The 18,623-nt window shown below is 41.3% G+C and carries 24 protein-coding genes; 23 read left to right on the forward strand and 1 reads right to left on the reverse strand.

Features of this window, described 5'->3' with window-relative positions; genetic code table 11:
* Window positions 1–167 precede the first annotated feature (167 nt).
* The 21 genes from F903_RS07580 (at window position 168) to F903_RS07680 (ending at window position 13,621) form a co-directional block, all read left to right on the forward strand.
* Window positions 168–629: a hypothetical protein gene (locus F903_RS07580; RefSeq protein WP_005195952.1), complete on the forward strand. Its 462-nt coding sequence runs from the start codon at window positions 168–170 to the stop codon at window positions 627–629.
* On the forward strand, window positions 598–1,239 hold the full coding sequence (locus F903_RS07585) for a putative metallopeptidase (RefSeq protein WP_005195953.1): 642 nt from the start codon (window positions 598–600) through the stop codon (window positions 1,237–1,239). The genes F903_RS07580 and F903_RS07585 overlap by 32 nt, the downstream gene beginning before the upstream one ends.
* A gap of 59 nt (window positions 1,240–1,298) precedes the next feature.
* Window positions 1,299–1,763: a DUF2280 domain-containing protein gene (locus tag F903_RS07590; RefSeq protein WP_005195954.1), complete on the forward strand. Its 465-nt coding sequence runs from the start codon at window positions 1,299–1,301 to the stop codon at window positions 1,761–1,763.
* Window positions 1,753–3,159: a phage terminase large subunit gene (gene terL / locus F903_RS07595; RefSeq protein WP_005195955.1), complete on the forward strand. Its 1,407-nt coding sequence runs from the start codon at window positions 1,753–1,755 to the stop codon at window positions 3,157–3,159. Before F903_RS07590 ends, terL begins: the two co-directional genes overlap by 11 nt.
* Window positions 3,160–3,172: 13 nt before the next feature.
* A complete protein-coding gene (locus F903_RS07600; protein WP_005195956.1) occupies window positions 3,173–4,627 on the forward strand; it encodes a phage portal protein family protein in 1,455 nt (484 codons plus the stop codon).
* A 2-nt stretch (window positions 4,628–4,629) separates the two neighbouring features.
* On the forward strand, window positions 4,630–5,835 hold the full coding sequence (locus tag F903_RS07605) for a phage head morphogenesis protein (RefSeq protein ID WP_005195958.1): 1,206 nt from the start codon (window positions 4,630–4,632) through the stop codon (window positions 5,833–5,835).
* Between the two features lie 54 nt (window positions 5,836–5,889).
* Window positions 5,890–6,834: a hypothetical protein gene (locus tag F903_RS07610; RefSeq protein WP_005195960.1), complete on the forward strand. Its 945-nt coding sequence runs from the start codon at window positions 5,890–5,892 to the stop codon at window positions 6,832–6,834.
* 3 nt (window positions 6,835–6,837) lie between these two features.
* Window positions 6,838–7,203: a hypothetical protein gene (locus tag F903_RS07615; RefSeq protein WP_005195962.1), complete on the forward strand. Its 366-nt coding sequence runs from the start codon at window positions 6,838–6,840 to the stop codon at window positions 7,201–7,203.
* Between the two features lie 3 nt (window positions 7,204–7,206).
* Complete coding sequence (locus F903_RS07620) at window positions 7,207–8,286, forward strand: major capsid protein (RefSeq protein WP_005195968.1); 1,080 nt, start codon at window positions 7,207–7,209, stop codon at window positions 8,284–8,286.
* 10 nt (window positions 8,287–8,296) lie between these two features.
* A complete protein-coding gene (locus F903_RS07625; RefSeq protein ID WP_005195971.1) occupies window positions 8,297–8,668 on the forward strand; it encodes a hypothetical protein in 372 nt (123 codons plus the stop codon).
* A gap of 8 nt (window positions 8,669–8,676) precedes the next feature.
* Window positions 8,677–9,117 (forward strand): gp436 family protein, encoded by a 441-nt coding sequence (locus tag F903_RS07630; RefSeq protein ID WP_005195973.1) that lies wholly within the window; start codon window positions 8,677–8,679, stop codon window positions 9,115–9,117.
* A 7-nt stretch (window positions 9,118–9,124) separates the two neighbouring features.
* A complete protein-coding gene (locus tag F903_RS07635; RefSeq protein ID WP_005195974.1) occupies window positions 9,125–9,601 on the forward strand; it encodes a phage virion morphogenesis protein in 477 nt (158 codons plus the stop codon).
* Window positions 9,594–10,013: a phage tail terminator protein gene (locus tag F903_RS07640; protein WP_005195975.1), complete on the forward strand. Its 420-nt coding sequence runs from the start codon at window positions 9,594–9,596 to the stop codon at window positions 10,011–10,013. The genes F903_RS07635 and F903_RS07640 overlap by 8 nt, the downstream gene beginning before the upstream one ends.
* Window positions 10,014–10,023: 10 nt before the next feature.
* A complete protein-coding gene (locus tag F903_RS07645; protein WP_005195977.1) occupies window positions 10,024–10,227 on the forward strand; it encodes a hypothetical protein in 204 nt (67 codons plus the stop codon).
* Window positions 10,220–10,972 (forward strand): phage tail tube protein, encoded by a 753-nt coding sequence (locus tag F903_RS07650; RefSeq protein ID WP_005195985.1) that lies wholly within the window; start codon window positions 10,220–10,222, stop codon window positions 10,970–10,972. Before F903_RS07645 ends, F903_RS07650 begins: the two co-directional genes overlap by 8 nt.
* A 66-nt stretch (window positions 10,973–11,038) precedes the next feature.
* Complete coding sequence (locus F903_RS07655) at window positions 11,039–11,608, forward strand: hypothetical protein (protein WP_005195988.1); 570 nt, start codon at window positions 11,039–11,041, stop codon at window positions 11,606–11,608.
* Window positions 11,609–11,645: 37 nt separating this feature from the next.
* A complete protein-coding gene (locus F903_RS07660; RefSeq protein WP_005195990.1) occupies window positions 11,646–11,834 on the forward strand; it encodes a type II toxin-antitoxin system HicA family toxin in 189 nt (62 codons plus the stop codon).
* 2 nt (window positions 11,835–11,836) lie between these two features.
* Entirely contained in the window at window positions 11,837–12,220 is a 384-nt protein-coding gene (locus tag F903_RS07665) for a type II toxin-antitoxin system HicB family antitoxin (RefSeq protein ID WP_005195992.1), read from the forward strand.
* Between the two features lie 128 nt (window positions 12,221–12,348).
* Window positions 12,349–12,633, forward strand: coding sequence for a hypothetical protein (locus F903_RS07670; RefSeq protein WP_005195994.1), 285 nt, complete (start codon window positions 12,349–12,351; stop codon window positions 12,631–12,633).
* Between the two features lie 9 nt (window positions 12,634–12,642).
* On the forward strand, window positions 12,643–13,026 hold the full coding sequence (locus F903_RS07675) for a hypothetical protein (protein WP_034594958.1): 384 nt from the start codon (window positions 12,643–12,645) through the stop codon (window positions 13,024–13,026).
* 4 nt (window positions 13,027–13,030) lie between these two features.
* Entirely contained in the window at window positions 13,031–13,621 is a 591-nt protein-coding gene (locus F903_RS07680) for a hypothetical protein (protein WP_005196003.1), read from the forward strand.
* 101 nt (window positions 13,622–13,722) lie between these two features.
* Here the strand turns inward: F903_RS07680 and F903_RS07685 are convergent, their stop codons facing one another.
* A complete protein-coding gene (locus tag F903_RS07685; RefSeq protein WP_171065218.1) occupies window positions 13,723–13,968 on the reverse strand; it encodes a toxin-antitoxin system HicB family antitoxin in 246 nt (81 codons plus the stop codon).
* 152 nt (window positions 13,969–14,120) lie between these two features.
* Here F903_RS07685 and F903_RS07690 point away from each other — a divergent pair, with 152 nt between their 5' ends.
* Window positions 14,121–14,945 carry a BRO-N domain-containing protein gene (locus F903_RS07690; RefSeq protein ID WP_005196006.1) on the forward strand — a complete coding sequence of 275 codons (825 nt, stop codon included), beginning with the start codon at window positions 14,121–14,123 and terminating at the stop codon, window positions 14,943–14,945.
* A gap of 166 nt (window positions 14,946–15,111) precedes the next feature.
* Window positions 15,112–18,615 carry a tape measure protein gene (locus F903_RS07695; protein ID WP_005196007.1) on the forward strand — a complete coding sequence of 1,168 codons (3,504 nt, stop codon included), beginning with the start codon at window positions 15,112–15,114 and terminating at the stop codon, window positions 18,613–18,615.
* The last annotated feature ends 8 nt before the right edge of the window (window positions 18,616–18,623 follow it).

Genomic DNA, 18,623 nt, shown 5'->3' on the forward strand with positions numbered 1-18,623 from the left:
ATAACATGGTATTACATGCTTCAAAGCCAGTACCACCACCAGTTCCAACACCACCGATTAAGATTATTGGAGATTCTAAGCCTAAAGGCTTGGGTGACAATAAATCAAAGTAATAAATTTATTTTCTGAGGCCTCACCAATGTGGGGCTTTTTTATGGGTGAAAATTATGGAAGCCGATCAATATTTTCAACTCACCAAAAAGCGCGAACAGAAAAATAAGCCACGAAATACGCCGTTGCCGAAAGCGAAACAAAACTATTTAGAAGCTTTTGAGGATATGGAGCGTGCCTTACAGATTTTGGAAATTAAATATGAAACGTTGTTCCAGTTTAAATCAACAAAACACTGGCGTTTTGACTTCCATTTAATTGAGTATCGAATCCTTGTTGAAATAGCGGGCGGACCTTGGTCTGCTGGTCGCAAAAGAAAGCAGTTTTCACATGATGCTGATCGTGAACATACCGCTTATGAAATGGGATTTACTATCGTTCGTTTAGAGTCAGCCGCAAGATTTAAGATTAACGAAGCGGGGCCATTGCAGATACAAGCCCACTTTGCACAGCAATGGCTTAAAAATTTAAAGAGGCATACATTTAATGAGCCAAATAAGACCATTTCCACCGACTGAATTGATTGATCGAGCCGATGAAGAAGAAGCTTTACGCTTGGCACCTGCACCTGATTTAAAGGACTGGGTGATTGCCAATTATCTAACAGTAGAGGGTGAACTCTACAATCCAGATCATGACCATATCGCTGAGATGCTACACGACAATGAAGAGTTTCTTTCATTTGCATGGGCATCATCCGCCGCCGTTGCTAAAAAGCGTATGGTTTTAGGTCAATGTGAAAAGGTTATGTTTAACCAGGGCGGATGGCGTAAAGCAAGACAAGAGCAACAGATGCGCGACTGGTATGGTTTTGTACCGATCTATTTAATTACTATTGATGCAAGTTTTTGCGAGCAAGCTACTGATCGAGACTTTTGTGCTTTGATTGAGCATGAGCTATATCACATCGGCGTTGAGCGAGATGATGACGGTGAGCCGCTCTACAGTGATATGACTGGGCTACCAAAGCATTACCTTGCTGGTCATGATGTAGAGGAGTTTGTGGGTGTAGTCAAACGATGGGGAGCAAGCGAAAACGTGAAGCGACTTGTTGAAGTAGCGAAGCAAGCGCCGTTTGTATCAGATGTAAATATTTCCAAGTGCTGTGGGACATGCGTTATTAGTTGAGCCGTTTGGCTCATTTTTTTTGACTATCTTGTTATACGTAGTCATACGGAGAGGTGGTTATGGCAGCCTTAAAAGAGCCTGTGAAAATTTTTATAGTTCAAGCTCTTGCATGCCGTGATACACCTCAAGAAGTAGCAATTCTGGTAAAACAAGAGTTTGGAATTGAAGTGGATCGAATGCAGTGTGCTGCATACGACCCAACAAAAGCCGCAGGGAAAAACCTTAGTGCAAAATTTAAAAAACTTTTTGAGGATACTCGAAAAAAATTTGACAAAGGTTTAGTAGATATTCCCATCGCAAATAAACATTACAGAATGAAGCAATACGATAAATTGCTTCAAAAAACAAAGAATACTGTTATGGCTTTGCGCATCATGGAGCAAGCGGCAAAGGATAGTGGTGGGCTATACACAAATAAAACGGAATTAACGGGTGCTGGTGGTGGGCCTATTAAAACAGTTCAAACCCAAACAACTGTAGAAGAATATTTAAATGCAAGGGAGAAGATACTAAATGAATTCTGACCCAAGCAGAGATCTAGCAATCCAAATTGAAGCTCAAGAAGATCTTTATTTTTTCTCTCGGTACTTGTTTAAGCAACGCCGTAAATACAAGTGGAGACACAATTGGCACCATCGGATTGTCTGTGATGCGCTCATGAGGGTGTTTAACGGCGAGACGAAGCGCTTAATCATTAACATTCCGCCACGTTATTCAAAAACGGAGCTCGCCGTAATCAATTTTATGGCTTGGTGCTTCGGTAAAGTGCCTGATAGCGAATTCATTCATATCAGTTATTCAGCAACCCTAGCTGCAAATAATGCCTTTCAAACACGTAATTTAGTGCAGGAAATGGCATTTAAAAATGTCTTTCCTGATTTTGTATTGCGTGATGATAGTAAAGCTAAGGATGACTGGCGCACCAAGGCTGGTGGCGTTTGTTATGCACAAGGTACAGGCGGAACGATTACAGGTTTCGGCGCAGGTAAGATTCGAGATTCTTTTGGTGGTGCGATCATAATTGATGATCCACACAAGGCAAGTGAAGCTAAATCAAAAACTATCCGTGATGGGGTGATTGATTGGTTTCAAAATACGCTTGAATCTCGTACCAACTCACCTGATACGCCGATCATTGTCATTATGCAAAGATTACATGAAGAGGATCTAGCGGGGTGGTTGCTTGACGGCGGAAATGGTGAAGAATGGGAGCATTTGTGCTTTTCGGCTATACAAGAAGATGGTTCTGCATTATGGCCTGAAAAGCACACCATAGAACGCCTTAGGGTTATGGAAGATGCATCGCCGTATGTCTTTGCAGGTCAGTATCAACAACGCCCTGCGCCGCCTGCTGGTGGTTTCTTTAAGCCAGATAGAATCGAAATTGTTGATGCTATTCCGACCGATATTATCAAAGAGTGTCGTGCTTGGGATTTGGCTGCAACAGAGAATGAAGGTGATTACACAGCGGGACCTAAACTGGCTAAAGCACCAGACAACACAATCTACATCACCGATATGGTTCGTGGTCGTTGGGGTCCTGATGGAGTGGAAAATACCATTACCCAAACAGCTCAGATAGATGGCAAAGGTGTTTATATCCGCTTGCCACAAGATCCTGGTCAGGCAGGTAAATCTCAAGCAAAAAACTTTGTAGGTAAATTATCAGGATTCAAAGTAAAAGCTGAGCCAGTATCAGGCGATAAGATCACAAGGGCACAGCCATTTGCAGCACAGGTCAATGTGGGGAATGTGAAGATGCTTCGCGGTGACTGGAATAAAGCACTGATTGAAGAGTTAAGAAATTTCCCTAATGCAAAACATGATGATCAGGTCGATGGATGTAGTGATGCATTTAATGATCTGAATGAATCAAGACAATCTAAAAAACCCGCAACAGCGGGAAGTCGAACATTTTAAATAAGGTACCAAAATGGCAAAGTCTAAGAAAGAAGACAAAGCTTCTAAAAAGGCTTTGTCTGGGGGAAGCTTATTCCAACAAAACGCCGTGTCAATGCTCTATAACTTGGGTAAACAACCTGATATAGACGAGGTATTGCGCAAGGCTGGTGTTTCTCGTCATCGCCTTAAAATTTTACTTGATGATGATGAGATTGCTCAGGCAGTGGAAACACGTATAGATGCGCTACTAGCAACGCCGTTCCGAATTGAGCCGAGTGATACACCTGAAGCACTGTTGCTCATGCAGGAGCTTAAAGAGTGGTTTACAGAGTTGGCATCAGGCGCAGTTAATGCACTTTTTTTTGGTTACTCGGTTTTAGAGGCAGTCTATGAAGAAAAGCCTGAAGGTCACATAGGGCTGCAATGGATCGGTGAAAAGCCGATGCAGTGGTTTGAGCCTAAAAATGATGGGCGTTTGATTTATCGGCCCGAAGGAACAGGCCAAGAGGTAGTAGTCGATCAGAAGCTTAAATTCTTTCTAACACGGCGTAAGGCAACCTATGAGCAGCCATATGGCAAAGCCTTACTTGCTACGTTGTACTGGTTGAACTTCTTTAAACAGAATGGCTTTAAGTTTTGGGCGAAATTTCTTGAGCGTTTTGGCACACCAATTCTTTTGGGTAAATGCAAAGATTCAGAAACAGATGATATGAATCAGGCATTGCTTAATGCGCATGCTCAAAGTGTACTTTCGATTGATTCTGAAGATGATGTACAGGTTTTAACTGCAGGAGCTAATGGTACTGCAGGTGCATCGTTTGAAACTTTCAATAACGTTTTGATCCGCCAAATTCAGAAAGTGATTCTTGGCCAAACACTGACAAGTGGAACTGATGGCACAGGGAGTCGTGCATTAGGTCAGGTGCATGAGAATGTGCGCAAAGATAAGCTGAATGCGGATGTCCGTCTGGTTACACCAACGTTTCAAGCAGCTGTAAATGCCTTGTGTACTTTGAATAACTGGCCTAAACATGAGGTCTATTTAGGCGAGAAAACTAAGCAACTTAATACAGATCAGGCAGATCGTGATGTAAAGCTTAAAAATGCGGGTGCAAACCTTACACAACAATATTTCTCGCGTGAGTACGGTTTGCAGGACGGCGATGTTGCAGAAACACCTCAGGTGCAGTCAGTTAAGCAATTTAAAGCCTTGCCGAAGAGTTCATTTAGTTTTGCTGCATCAGTAAAAAAGTTCACACCTGAACAACAGGAAGTCGAAGAGCTAACTGATGGACAGAAGGGAATTCAATTATTAAGTGCAAAGCAGATTAATGATTTGATTCAGAAGAGCGACACACCAGAAGAATTGGCAAGTAATTTAATGCAACTTATGCCAGGTGCAAGTGATTCAGAATTCGCAGCTAATCTTGATATGGCTTTATATGCAGCTGATGTATTGGGGTATGTCACAGCAAGTGGAGAATAAGAATGCAGCCAATACCATTTCTGGAAGCTATTCATTTTGCTGTGAGCCGAAAAATTGTATTACCTGATGAGTTTTATCAACTGGACCTAAATACAAGGCAGATGGCTGCAACGGTTAGCTTTCTGTCTAGTATTGAGCAGGTCGAAACAGTGATTAAGTCAGTCAATAAGATTTTGATTGACGGCGGCACGTTCAATGATTTTAAAAGGCTGGTTGCTGAGAATGAAATCATCCTAAGCGAGCCATATCTCAAGAACGTTTTTAGGACCAATATCCAAACAGCTTACGGCCATGGGCGGTGGCAGCAACAGCAAAAGAATAAAGCCAATCGGCCTTATTTAATGTATGTCGCTATTAATGATAATCGGGTTAGACCTTCTCATATTGCACTTAACCGCATCATACGTCACATAGATGATCCATTCTGGCTGAAATACTATGCGCCGTGGGATTATATGTGTCGATGCACAATCATTGCTCTAACAGAAGCTCAGGCTCTTAAATATGGGATTACTTCCGATGAGGATCTGCCGATTATCGCAGAGGCTAATGGCTGGTCTACAAGCCCTTTAACTTTTGGTGAAATGGAATCTGTAGTGGATTCGAAAATTGCTCAATCAATTCTGGACAAAGAGTATCTGCTTGTGCAGAAACAGGCTGTGATTGCTGAATGGAAAGCTAGTCAGAAATTATCAAGCTTACTTTCACCAATGACAGATAAAAGCCGTGATCTATTTGAAGCTATCGTCAATGAGGCTTTACCACTTGATCCAAGTATCAGACCAAGTGCAATCAAAACCTTCTTAGATTACGTGCAGGGCAATGATTCAGCATTGAGTGCATATCTCAACGGTAATTCTATTTCGTTGGCTGATGACATTATACGGCGTTGGGTTAAGGGTGATATGGCACAGATTAAAGCAATCGCAACGAATACCACTACCGCCGTGATGGGAGCAGCAACATTAAATCAAGTAGCAGCGTATCAAGTGGGGCAAACAGTAACGCTTAACTCGCCCATGCTTGTTGCAGGCAGTGGGTCTGATGTGATGATTCATATCATTAATGCAAATGGCGCAGGCATTGATTTAGCCAAGCTGCATGCAGGCCAAGGGGTGTTATTTGAAATTGGTCTGGCTTTTGAGGTCGTATCGATTGAAACAAACAAGGGGCAGCTTATTTACACGCTAAGAGCCTTATTAAATTAACTTTATGAATATTTAAGCCGTCCTTTAGGGCGGTTTTTTTATGGAGAAAGAAAAGTGGCAGAAACAAACGAAAAGCCAGATCCGCCAATCTCAGCGTACCAGTTTAAGACCAATCTTTTTGATATTCAGAAATCAACTGAAGAAGGGAAAAAACGTACATTTACTGGTGTTGCTTACAGTGGTGAAGTGATTCAAAGCCATTACTACTGGGGTGATGTGATCTTTGATCTGGACACAATCCAAATGAAAACACCCTTAGGGGCTTTGATCGATCATGATCCTGGTCGCCGTGCAGGTGTGGTTCGTAATTTCACCAAAGACAACCAAGGTGGCCTGAAAGTTTCTGGTGATTTGCTCTCTAACAAGAACGGCCAAGAAGTTGCCCAAGACAGTGATGAGGGTTATCCGTGGGAAATGTCGGTTTATATCGTACCAGGTTCAATTGAAGAGGTTGAACGAGGTGAAGTTGTTGTAAATGGCAAAACTCTTAAAGGGCCTATCAGGATTTTCCGTAACGGTGTGATCCGTGAAGTTTCATTTTGTGCGCTTGGTGCTGATGACAATACGTCTGCAGTAGCAGCAAGCCACACATCTAAACAATTTAACAAGCAAGAGGACACAGACGTGACCGAATTAGAAAAACTGAAAGCTGATAATCAACAGCTTACAACTGAACGTGACAATGCTTTGACTGAGTTGAAGCAGTTCAAGGAAACAAAACGTACGGAAGATATCGCTGCACTTGAAACTGAATTAAAAGTTCAATTCAGTGTTGAAGATAAAACAGCATATACAGAAATGGACGATACAACATTTGCCTTTGCTGCAAAACAAATGCGTCAGTTCTCAGCACCGAAAAATGACAAGCCAGCTGGCAATTTAAGCCATTTATTTAAGCACCAGGCTAATGGTGGTCAGCAGGGTGTTACTCAAGAAAACCAAGAGCATCAATTTTCAACTGGTGCTAAAGCATTTGCAGCTCAAAACAAGGGGAAATAATAGATGACTACGATTAGCACATCTCACACATCACGTCCTTTCAATTTGGATGTCGGTAAAACACGAAAAGCCAATGCAAAGGTCACAACGGCAACAGCTTATAAAAAAGGTGATTTGCTTACCTTGTCAGCCGCTAACGTTCTAACTCATGCAGCTGATGCTTCAACTTGGAGTGTAATTTGCGGGGCTACACTGACAGCGGCTGAAGCAACTACTGCAGCAGCAAATGGTACTGAAATTCCAATTTATATCGGTGGTATTTATAGCGTTGAAGCAGTTTCCATTTCTGGTACCGCTTTAGCAACCAATCAATATACGGCTGCCCGTGCACAAGCAACCAAAAACAACATTGAATTAGCGAAGGTGTAAAAAATGCCACAAACTTTTGAAATTAATAACTCACCGTTGGAATTGCTTGACGTCAATGAATTAGTTTTGATTCATTCAGCCAATGCGCCAATGGATACATGGTTGTTGGATAAGCTTTTCCCACGCCGTAAATCATTTACCACAAATGTTGTGCCAATCGCTGAATTAGAGATTGAATCTGATATTGCTCCACTGGTAGCACCTGAAATTGCAGGCCGTGCGTTTGACCCAACAACTGCAATTGAAGTTGATTATATTAAGCCTGCTTATCTAAAACCTAAAAATCAGGTTACCCCAGCAACCGCATGGGATACGGCGCTTTTGGCTCGTTTACGTGATGCAGGTATTGTTGCAACGGGTTCAAACCAATTGAGCACGGCAGAGCAATATATGATTGCTCAAATTGAAACGGTTAAGCGTAATCATGATTCAATTGATAACCGAAAAATCCTAATGGCTGCTGAATTGGTTGTCACTGGAAAGGTGGTTTTAGAGTCCGACGATTATAGCCGTAATGTGGTTTCATTTGGCCGTGACGCTTCGTTAGCCTTTACCCCTGCAATAGCATGGGATCAAGCAAATGCAACGCCTGTCGAGGATATCGACACTATGGCTCAGCGCATGTTGGATGCAAACGGCGGTGAAGCAACAATGATCCTTACAACTGGTAAAGTTTGGGCGGTCTTGGAGAAGAATCCAGACTTTAAGGCTAAGTTTGTTGCACCTTATGCGGGTATCAGTGTTCCGTATCGACCTGAATTAAATGCATCTAAATCAGCTAAATTTAAAGGCTATCTGGGTGACCTCGAAATTTGGACTTATGATGCAACATATAAGAATAAGGGCACCACTAAACGCTTTATTCCAGTTGATTACTTTGCATTAATCGCCGACACAAGCGGTTATGTGACGCAATGTAAGATCGAAAACATTCATGCAAATGGTCTCGCTTTAGAATACTTTGACCGTCAATGGTATGAAGAAGATCCAAGTGGCATCATGTTATTAACTGAATCCTCACCACTTGTTGTGCCATCTAACAAGAACGGCATCGTTGGTGGCCAAGGCTTTATTACAATTTAAGGGGTAGGAAATGCCGAAATATATTGCATTGCAATCGGTAGGACAGTTCCTACCTGGTGTAGAAATCAAAGGGCTTGATGATGAACGCATACAAGCCCTTTTAGCATCTGGCGCAATTGAAGAATTTAAGCCACCAGAACAAACGCCGTCAGATGATACATCTGAAGAATTGGAAAAGCTCAAAGCGGAAGTTGTGGATCTGACGGCCACGAATAAACAGCTTACCGAAGAGAAGGACAAAGCTTTGGGCGAAGTTGTGGATCTGAAGGCCAAGATCACAAAACTTGAAACTGATTTGGCTGCGGCTATAGCTAAATCCACAAAGCCAGGTAAGGCCACTGCGGATGAAAACGCAGATAAAGGTACGCCAGAAGCAAAGTAAGGTGATTTATGTATGCGACCAGACAAGACCTTGAATCAAGATTTGGTGCAGCGGAAATAGCTAACCTTGAATCTATGCAGACTAATCCTGATGCGGTCAATGAGGCCCTTCAGGATGCATCCGAAGAAATTGATAGCTATGTCGCCGTTGCCTATGATCTTCCGCTTCCATCAACACCAAGTACTTTAAAACGTGTTGCCTGCAATATCACTCGTTACCGTCTTTACTTTCAGCAACCGACAGAGGAAGTAGAGAAGCGTTATGAATCTGAGGTGAGTTACTTAAAACGAATCGCAGATCGTAAGGCAGTGCTCAACATTCAAAATGAACAAAACGAAGTTGCTGAGGAAAAGCCGAAACGTAATCCAGCAGCTATACCTCTTGGGACAACGTATAGAGGCGGTGTTTTTGGTGATGATGTGCTTAATCAAATGCCAAGCTTAAAGTGAGGTGTTTATGCCAATTTCTATATCAATAAAAGCTGATGGGGATTCTGCAATCATTCAATTGTTTGATCATCTTTTAGGATATGACAAACAAGCCATGTTCGATGAAATTGGTGCATACGGCGTAAGTTCCACTCAGTTGCGCTTTGTTGATCAATCGGGTGTAGATGGTAATCCTTGGAAACAATCATGGAGGGCCGAGCTTCAGAAAGGTCAAACATTGCGTGATACAGGGCGCTTAATGAACAGCATGACGCACAATGTTGTTGATAGCGGAGTGGAATGGGGAACAAATGTTGAATATGCAGCGGCTTTGCACTACGGCGCTCATATCCTGCCAAAAACGGGTCAATATTTGGTTTTTAATGTTGCTGGAAATTGGCGCAAGGTCAAAGAGGTGGTCAATCCGCCTCGTTCATTCTTGGGCATCAACAATGAAGATGATGAGGAAATCTTAAACATTATAGGGAGACACTTAAGTGGCTAATTTCTTCGCCGTGCGCGCCGAGATTGCTGAAAAGCTCAAAGAGATTCCTGAGTTTAAGCAAATCTATACGCCGTTGAACTCCGTATCAGTGACTGAAATGGGGCAGGTTACACCTGCAGCTCATGTCAATTTTCATCGAATCAGAAAGGTCGATGAAGCTGGTCGAGGTTCCAAGAACTTGCTTGGTTTGCAGTGGGCAGTAACTGTTGCTTGTCGCAATGCTAAATCACAGCTTAATGATATCTCAGCGGTTGCTGATGAAGCAGGTGAGCTACTGGATCAAGTTATTGATCTCTTAGCTGGATGGGAGCCTGAAAGTTCAATTGTGCCACTACGCATAGTAGAGGTGAAAGACGGCTATGGACCTGCATTTGTCTACTACACCGTGATTTTTGAATCACAAAAAATTTAGGAGCTGCTTAATGGCAGATAAACAATATAAAGCCCTGCAACCTGTGGGGCGTTTTACTGCTGGGGACTTTGTGGCGGGACTCAGTGAAAAGCAAATTACTCAATTGCTTGCAGATAAGGTGATTGAAGAGGTCAAGCCAGAAAAAGTGGCTGAACTGGTGAATGAAGCTAAAGCCACCCCAAAAACAAACAAAGAGGTCAAAGTGAATGGCTAAGGAATATATTTATCTGCAAGGTAAGTTTTACTTATCAAAAATTGCAAATGGTGTTGCAGGCGCAATGCGCTTTATTGGCAATGTACCTGAATTTGAAATCTCTATTACTGCGGATCTGATCGAACATACTGAGAGTACTTCAGGAAATAGCACAACTGACTTTGTAATGGTGAATACGACAGGTGTTGAGTTTTCGGGCCAACTTGAAGAGATCAATCCAGAGAATCTGGAATACATCTTATCGGGTACCAATCATGAAATTGCATCAGCGACTGTTTCTGATCAGAATATTGGGACTGTGGTTGCTGGTGAAGAAATCATGTTGGATGGGTATAACTTGTCAGCGGTTTCATTTACAGATTCAGCAGGCACACCAGCAACGATTGATCCATCCAAGTACACGCTTGATGTGAAGTTTGGAACGGTCATATTCAATGATGTGGCTGACTTAACTATGCCACTAAAAGCAACCTATACAACTGGTGCGGTTGCTCAAACAACGATTGCATCTGATTTGGAAGAAGAATACGAGTTGTTCTTTAAAGGCATTAACAAGGCCACTAAAAAACACATGGCCGTCCGCTTGTGGCGTACCAAGAAGTCACCTGAAACGACTTTTCCGTTAATCCATGATGATCTTGGTCAGTACGAGATCCAAGGTCAAGCATTGTCAGATGTGGAAAAAGAATCTGATTCAGCATTGGGTTTATACGGCCATATCGTTTCAATTCCATCAGCAGCATAAACAAACAGAGCAGGCACAGGGGCGCATAAGCGTCTTTTTTTGTGCCTGTATTTTAGGATTATTTCTATGAATGACTTTTTCCTTGCTAACAATGAATCATTGCCCCATGTATTTGTTAATCAAAAAATTGAAGTGAAGCAGATCCAAGTGAAGAACTTGGAGCGATTTGCTGGCTTTGCAAATGAGATTAAAAACTCATTGGAAAGTTATTCAATAGAAACAATCACGCCGTTAATTGAGCCTCAAATTTTAAACATCATGGGGATTTGTGCTCTTGCGACAACATTGAGTCCTGATAACTTCATGAATTGCCATGAAGAGAAAGAGGCAATTGCTGATCTTGTTTTAGATGTGATAAAGGTCAATGATGCTTTTTTTAAGAGAGAAAAAAATCATCAAAGTTCAGGGCAAAAAACCAAAGATTCTAGTTGGTTTGATGCATTTGCTTTTTTAGTAAAAAATGGGCATAGGCATGAAGATATTATGAATATGCCGTATGGTGTATTTTTAAAATACTTAGAAGAAGCGCAATCATTAGAGCGGCAGCAAATCAAGTCCTATGCAATTGCAACGCGTGTGGCTAATAATGCAAAACAACAAGGGTGGGATAAATATATTAAGCATTTAGATGGTTAAGCTAGCTTAACACTATTTGAGTGTGTATAATTACACAATGAACAGTAAAGATATTATCAAACGCTTGGAACAAGAAGGTTGGGTCAAGGTGGGCGGTAAGGGTGATCATGAAAAATTTAAACATCCCGAGAAATCGGGTCATGTCGTGGTACCGCACCCTCGTAAAGATATGCCTATTGGAACATTGCGTAATATATATAAACAAGCTGGCTGGGAATGGAGGTAAATATGTTGTATCCAGTATATGTTCATAAAGACCAAGATTCTGCTTATGGTTTAACCTTTCCTGATTTTGATGGGTGCTTTAGTGCTGCTGATGACATGCAGGATATTGCCCGTATGGCTCAAGAAGCTGTAGAGGTGTATTTTGATGGTGAAGACTTAGACTTACCTGAACCATCAAGTCCTGAGCAGTGGGCTAATGATGAGCGTTTTGAGGGTGGGTATTGGTTATTGGTTGACATTGATACATCAAAGATTAATAGTAAGTCTGTACGCATCAATATCAGTATGCCTGAAGCATTGGTCAAACGTATTGATGCAGTCGCCAAGAAACAACATTTAAGTCGCTCTGCATTTTTGGCTAAGAGTGCAGAAATGGCGATGCATTAATTCAGTTGCTATGGAAACCATAATACCCACAAAAGAAAAGCCCGAACGTCACTTATGTGGCGTTTTTTATTGCCTCAACTTCTGCTGTTTGTTAAATTGTGTGAACTAAATAACAAATGGTTAACATTATGAAAAAGATTTTATTGCTAGGGGTAGCATCAGTTTTATTATCAGTAAGTGTATTTGCACGTGAAACTAACTCTATGCGCTCATCATTCGAATTGGTTAGTGTTGGGGATAGCGAAGCGAGCTTGCTACAGAAAATGGGGAAACCAAAACCTAGATTTTTTGTATACGAAGATGGTCGTTATACGTGCGCTGCTACTGAATATAAGTACGACATTGATATGCAAACATATACTGTATGGGTGTGTAGAGGTGAGATTTTTAAAATTGACGTAAGCAGTAAGTGAGAATAAGAAATGGCTGGTAAGGTAGTTGAGTGTCAGGTTTGTAAAACAGTTAGTAAATCAGAGCTAAAGGGAAGCACCTTAATATCATTTGTTTTATTTTGGTTTTTTGCAATTATACCAGGAATCATATATATGATTTGGCGCAGGGGCGGCATTGGTGTTTGCGCAAACTGTAAAAGCCCAGATGTCATACCTTACGTAAGAAAGCCTGAATCCTTAACACTAAAATCAGGAAGTAAAATTGTAGCTCAAGATGCTTTTTCTTATTTTGCAGGAAATAAATTGCAAGCGGATGAAAATGGTGTAGAGCAAAAAAATTGCCCTGATTGTCGTGAATTGATTCGCTATGATGCACGCAAGTGCAAACATTGTGGGAGCATGGTTGAGTATTAGACTTATGAAAAAATTGATTATAGGTTTTTTGATTTTATCTTTTGCAGCAATGTTTTTTATGTATAAAAACAGTCAAGATAAAGCGGATCGCCGCGAGCAAGAAGCCCTTGCTTATGAAAAAAAGCTAGAAAATGAACGCCAAGCTGAAGTTCAGGCTAAAAAGGATGCAATTGAACAAAAAAAGAAAAAAGCCATATTGGATGCGGATATTCAACTTTTGCAATCCAAATATTCAATGGATTATTTAGAGGCTAAGCAGGTGATCGAATCTTCAACCTTAAGTGAATCTGATAAACAATTCTATGTGGGGCTTGCTTCAAGATGGAGCGATGCAATCAAGGTTGCAGGCTCAACTTCTAGAATAGCGTTATCTCAACCAGTAAAAGATATGCAAGAGATAAAAAGAAATCTAGAGGCAAAACAAACCTCAACATTTTGCGAATCAAAAATGAAAGGTGAGCTGATAAAGTCTTATGATTATGCAATTGATGGATTCTTGCAATTTATGCAGAAGAACGAACTTATTTCGGATGTATTTTTGCAAGCAAGCAAAGAGTTTCAAGAAAATGCAACAGCATTAATTGATTACTGTTAGGTTTATCGCATGATTGGTATTTTGAGGGGTAGCTTAGAGTACTGTATGAATGATGATAACTTTAAGCGTTCTGGGCAGAGTTAAGTATTTTTTAAAGCACCTCACGGTGCTTTTTTATTGAGTAAATCTACGACTTTGGTGGCTATTTCGTCTGATAAAGTAGTTATATCTTGGATTGGGTTGTTGCTCTTAGGGTTTAGTCCAGACTCTACAAACAAGTTTATAACAGCATTTAAAGACATGCCATTTTCCTTGGCATACTGCGATGCCGCCTCATGTAGGTCTGGTGGCATACGAACCTGCGTTCTAATGTAGTCAGCCTGTTTTTGCAGAAGCGAATCTCTCATTTTATTTTTCCAATCAACTGTTGACACCATATTAGTGCCTTGTTAAAGTATTGTCAATGGCATTGAAATAGTGCCTTAAATAAAAAGCCCTTGCAGGCTACCAACCAAGAGCAAGGGCTTCTACCAACAACCCGATCAAAAAGGATATTGATATGTCTAGTTTAGCATTATCTTTCCATGATGTGAATTTTCACCCTGTAGCTTTAAATGACGGTCAAATCTGGCTTTCATCGACTGAGTTAGCTCAAGCGCTAGGCTACAAGAGCGTTAAGTCAGTTAGTAATCTTTATAACTCAAATAAAGATGAATTTACTGAATCCATGACTCAAGTCACTGAATCAGTGACCTCAGGTAATTATAAGAAAAAATCTCGCATCTTTTCATTACGTGGCTGTCACCTAATAGCAATGTTTGCACGCACCGCAGTAGCTAAACAATTTCGCAAATGGGTGCTGGATGTTTTGGATAAAGAGGTGGGTGCGCCAATTGTAAAAACCCACAAGTCTGAACGCACGGCTTTACATGACGCTCATACCTTGCTTGTGGCTAAGACTAAACACCTAAGCTCAAGTGACGCATGGAAATTAATCAATCAGCGTTTCGGCACAAACAGTATTGACGAGATTCCATATGAACAGATTCCAGTAGCTGTTGAATACGTGCATCATCTGATCGCTTTATATAGTGCTGCTGAGAAACGAAAAGACACTGAGCCACACATTCATGCTGTGTTGCATGACAAAAATGTTCAATTTCTAATGTGGTACGTTCCAATACTTGCAAAGTTTATTAAGAATGAGGTTTATCCCGCATTAACAGCAATGCAAAGTAGCTACGCAGGTCGTTTAGGTGGCTTGGTATCGGAAACTGTCACACATGCCAACATTTTAAATCGCAAAGCGATTGGTTATGGTCTTGCTCTTGATCATGTTGGCAATAAGCAACCCCATAGCATTGAGTGGTATTTGAAAAACTAATATCCAATTGATCAACAGAACCGACCACTTTGGTTGGTTTTTTAATGCCTAAAATCCTGTTGACACCTCATCCCCTGTAGGTCTTTTAAACTCTATTGACAAGATTTACTATTTTTCTAAGCGAAGCCGACCTTTAAAAAGTCGGCTTTTTTATTGTGAGAACAAAATGTCAAAAGAATTAGTATTTAAAGTTGTATTGCAAGCCGACACAAAAGATTATGTATCCAACTTTAAGCAATCAGATGATGTAACCAAAGCAATTGTTAAATCGATTAAAGATGAAGCTGACAAACTCCGTGATGCATCTGAAAAAACAGGTAAAGAAGTTGGAAAAATCATACCAAATGACCTAAAAGACAAGGCTGACGATGCAACGAGTGCGGTATCTAGTGTTACCAAAGCTGCTGATGAGCTGGAAAAAGAAGCAGGTGAGGCATCTGCAAAAGTTGGAAAACTTGGTGATGAATTAAAAGACACCAGTAATGATGCAAACACAGCATCAAAAAATATTGCAGAAATTGTTCCAGAAAGCACAACTAAATTGGTAAGTGCCCTTACCCAGAATTTAACCAATGCGACATCGGCCATTAAAGGCGCAGGTACAAATGCTGGTGAAACTGCAAAAAACTTTGCAGAGTTTGGCCGCGTTTCTGAAAAAGCTTTAGGCTTATTAAAATCTGATTTAGATCAAGCAAAATTAAAACTACAGTCTTTTGCGGCAACCAATGCAACACCTGAGGATATTGAATCAGCTCAACGCGCGGTAGATGAGCTTGAGAAAGAGGTTGGGCAGGCTAGTCAGGCATTTGACCAATTTACCCAAGCATCAGATAAGGCTAATAGAGAGCTTAAAGAAACTGAAACCATTAGCAGAAAAGTATCAAGTGAGGTTGAGGGTTTAAAAACAGGGTTTAATGCTGTTACAGCGGCTCTGGCAGCACTAGGTATTGGCGCAACGGTACAAGAGTTGGCTAAAACTGCGGATGAATTCAAGACATTAGAAGCGCGAATTGCATTATCGACAGAAAAAGCTGGAAACTTTGAGTCTGCAATGGAGGGTGTTAAAAATATAGCTATTGAGACCAGGGCGAACTTAAGTGCAACAGGTGAATTATTTACTCGTGTCAATAATGCTGTAACTGAATTGGGGTATTCACAAGAAAAAGCCCTAGGAATCACAAGACTTATTAATCAAGCAATGGTGGTTGGTGGTGGTAGTGCAGAATCAAATGCCGCAGCAATTACACAGTTAAATCAAGCTTTGCAGAGTGGCGTCTTACGTGGTGAAGAATTTAATTCCATGATGGAACAATCACCAAGGCTATCACGCGCATTGGCTGATGGCTTGGGGGTTACACTTGGTCAGCTTCGTAAAATGGCAAATGACGGGAAATTAACCACTGATGTTGTTATTAAGGCTCTTCAAAGTCAGTCCGATACCATTCAATCAGAATTTTCCAAAATGCCAGTTACAATTGGCCAGTCTATCGAAAATGTAAAAACATCATGGATGGTATTTATAGGCGAGCTAGATCGATCTCATGGCATTAGTACAAAAGTTGCTGAATCTCTAAAATGGGTTGCTGATAATCTTGACTCTATATTCAACACCTTGAAATTAGCTTCTCAGGCATTTATTGCCTACAAAGCATTAAATATTGCTGCTGTATTTTTGGATAAGGCGGCAGGTGTTAGAGCAGCCTCAATTGCAATTACACAAGAAACAGCTTCGGTGGTTGCAAACACTCAAGCCCAGTTGGCTAATGCTACAGCCACACGTGCAGCCTCAGCCGCAAAAGCCGGATTAGCAACAACCGCAGCAAGTTCATCTAAAACGGTAGCAGCCTCAACAGTTGCGACTACTAGCACTCTTGGTGGGTTGATTGGGCGTTTGGGTGCTCTTGGTGTCGGTGTTGCAGCGACTGGTCTGTTGGTTTCAACTGTGCTGGTACCAATCGGGAAATGGGCTGGAGAAGGAATTGCCAAATTAAAAGGTTATGGCGATGCAATAGAAAAGCTTGATGATCAATTAGCATTGGAGGCGGCGAGAGCCAAAGTCTCTGCTGACATGAAAAAGGAGATTGCGGCGGCTGCGGAAAAAGGTACAGCCAAGACTTATGAATTAAGCAAGGCATCTCAAGAGCTTGTCACCAAGTTTAATCAACTTGTTAAGGATGGAAAGCCAACCAGTGAAGCGCTGAAAGAAGTCGGAGAGTCAATGAAATTTGATTCTCTAATGGGCATCAATAACGCCGTTTCAGCATTAAATATGCTGCAACGCACTGGTAAGATCACCGCACAAGAGTTGCGTGCTGAACTAAAAGGTGCATTGGTTAACGAAGATCTTGTTGTATTCCAGACCAATGCTCAGGCTGCTTTTGCTGGAACCGCTCAAGAAGCCAATAAAATGGCACAGGTGACACAGGTTGCAATGGATCTGGCACTCGAACGAACAGGTTTAAGTGCAGAGCAATTAAAGGGGCAATTCACTAAAACATTTCAATCTGCGAGCAATGATATTCAGATGATTATTGATCATCTAGATGAATATAAGGCTCAGGGTATTGATACAGGGCTTGCATTAACTGCCAGCTTAAATAAGGCGATTGATACTGCACAATCTAGGCAAGAGTTGGACTATGCGAAAGCCAAGCTAATTGAGCTGGGAGATCAAGGAAAAATCACTGGTGAGCAAGTTGTTTATGGCTTGAATCTAATTGAGCAAAAAGCAGGTTCTTTACCAATGGTGTTAGATCCAGTTTTAGCTTCATTTTCAGCATTAGGGATTAAGACTCAGGATGAGTTAAATGCAATTGCCGATCTTTCACAAAAGAACTTTGAGGTTGTGAGAAAAAGTGGTCTGGCAACTGCTGAAAGCATTAAAAAAGCATATAGCACTATGTTGAATGATGCTATTGCTACTGGTGACAAAGCTAGAGTCTCATTAATGACTGCACAAGCCGCTTCACTAGGTTTGTCAGCTAAAATAGATTCAACAGGTAAAGCCTCTGTTAAATCAATGGATGAACTGACAGATTCGGTTGAACGTGTTGGTCTTACTGCGCGAGGCTCGGCTGCTGATGGTTTCCGTGAACTTGGCCGTGTTGCCCGTGAAGAAGCTAAAAGCACTGCAGACGAATGGTTGGATGCCATGGCTAAAGTGGATGCCGACCGTAAGGCTAAAGCTGCTGCCACTAATAAAGGTCTTGCTCAAATGCAAGATGGGATTAACGGTATGGCTGAGGATTACTATAACCGCCTAGTTGCTGCGGGTATGGATAAGAGTCGTGCACGTGATATGGCTGATAAAGCTAGATATGGTTTAGCGGTAGAAACTACTACAGCACTTAAGGGTGGAACTACCCAAAATCTTAATACTACCAAGCAACAAATGGAGAAAACGCTAGATTATTGGGAGAACAAAAACTCTCGATCTGGTTCTTCATTTACAACTGGTGGTAGTGCGCCAGAACTGCAAGTTCCCAATATTCAAGCGCCAATCATTGAAGCACCTGTGATACCTAAAAATATTGATGCAGGTAATCCAAAGAATGTCCAAATTGAGTTTACAAATGGTAGTGAATCTGCATATGTTTATGCTGATGATCAAAATGCTGATTTCACTGAAAAGTTCTTCAGAGAATTAGAGCAAGCCAAGAAAAGAACATAGGTGTCAAC

Source organism: Acinetobacter sp. NIPH 298 (assembly GCF_000369505.1).
Lineage (GTDB): Bacteria > Pseudomonadota > Gammaproteobacteria > Pseudomonadales > Moraxellaceae > Acinetobacter.

Coding starts and splice junctions, on each gene's coding strand:
- F903_RS07580 (WP_005195952.1), top strand. CDS start 168: ATGGAAGCCGATCAATATTTTCAACTCACCAAAAAGCGCGAACAGAAA.
- F903_RS07585 (WP_005195953.1), top strand. CDS start 598: ATGAGCCAAATAAGACCATTTCCACCGACTGAATTGATTGATCGAGCC.
- F903_RS07590 (WP_005195954.1), top strand. CDS start 1,299: ATGGCAGCCTTAAAAGAGCCTGTGAAAATTTTTATAGTTCAAGCTCTT.
- terL (WP_005195955.1), top strand. CDS start 1,753: ATGAATTCTGACCCAAGCAGAGATCTAGCAATCCAAATTGAAGCTCAA.
- F903_RS07600 (WP_005195956.1), top strand. CDS start 3,173: ATGGCAAAGTCTAAGAAAGAAGACAAAGCTTCTAAAAAGGCTTTGTCT.
- F903_RS07605 (WP_005195958.1), top strand. CDS start 4,630: ATGCAGCCAATACCATTTCTGGAAGCTATTCATTTTGCTGTGAGCCGA.
- F903_RS07615 (WP_005195962.1), top strand. CDS start 6,838: ATGACTACGATTAGCACATCTCACACATCACGTCCTTTCAATTTGGAT.
- F903_RS07620 (WP_005195968.1), top strand. CDS start 7,207: ATGCCACAAACTTTTGAAATTAATAACTCACCGTTGGAATTGCTTGAC.
- F903_RS07625 (WP_005195971.1), top strand. CDS start 8,297: ATGCCGAAATATATTGCATTGCAATCGGTAGGACAGTTCCTACCTGGT.
- F903_RS07630 (WP_005195973.1), top strand. CDS start 8,677: ATGTATGCGACCAGACAAGACCTTGAATCAAGATTTGGTGCAGCGGAA.
- F903_RS07635 (WP_005195974.1), top strand. CDS start 9,125: ATGCCAATTTCTATATCAATAAAAGCTGATGGGGATTCTGCAATCATT.
- F903_RS07645 (WP_005195977.1), top strand. CDS start 10,024: ATGGCAGATAAACAATATAAAGCCCTGCAACCTGTGGGGCGTTTTACT.
- F903_RS07650 (WP_005195985.1), top strand. CDS start 10,220: ATGGCTAAGGAATATATTTATCTGCAAGGTAAGTTTTACTTATCAAAA.
- F903_RS07655 (WP_005195988.1), top strand. CDS start 11,039: ATGAATGACTTTTTCCTTGCTAACAATGAATCATTGCCCCATGTATTT.
- F903_RS07660 (WP_005195990.1), top strand. CDS start 11,646: ATGAACAGTAAAGATATTATCAAACGCTTGGAACAAGAAGGTTGGGTC.
- F903_RS07665 (WP_005195992.1), top strand. CDS start 11,837: ATGTTGTATCCAGTATATGTTCATAAAGACCAAGATTCTGCTTATGGT.
- F903_RS07670 (WP_005195994.1), top strand. CDS start 12,349: ATGAAAAAGATTTTATTGCTAGGGGTAGCATCAGTTTTATTATCAGTA.
- F903_RS07675 (WP_034594958.1), top strand. CDS start 12,643: ATGGCTGGTAAGGTAGTTGAGTGTCAGGTTTGTAAAACAGTTAGTAAA.
- F903_RS07680 (WP_005196003.1), top strand. CDS start 13,031: ATGAAAAAATTGATTATAGGTTTTTTGATTTTATCTTTTGCAGCAATG.
- F903_RS07685 (WP_171065218.1), bottom strand. CDS start 13,968: ATGAGAGATTCGCTTCTGCAAAAACAGGCTGACTACATTAGAACGCAG.
- F903_RS07690 (WP_005196006.1), top strand. CDS start 14,121: ATGTCTAGTTTAGCATTATCTTTCCATGATGTGAATTTTCACCCTGTA.
- F903_RS07695 (WP_005196007.1), top strand. CDS start 15,112: ATGTCAAAAGAATTAGTATTTAAAGTTGTATTGCAAGCCGACACAAAA.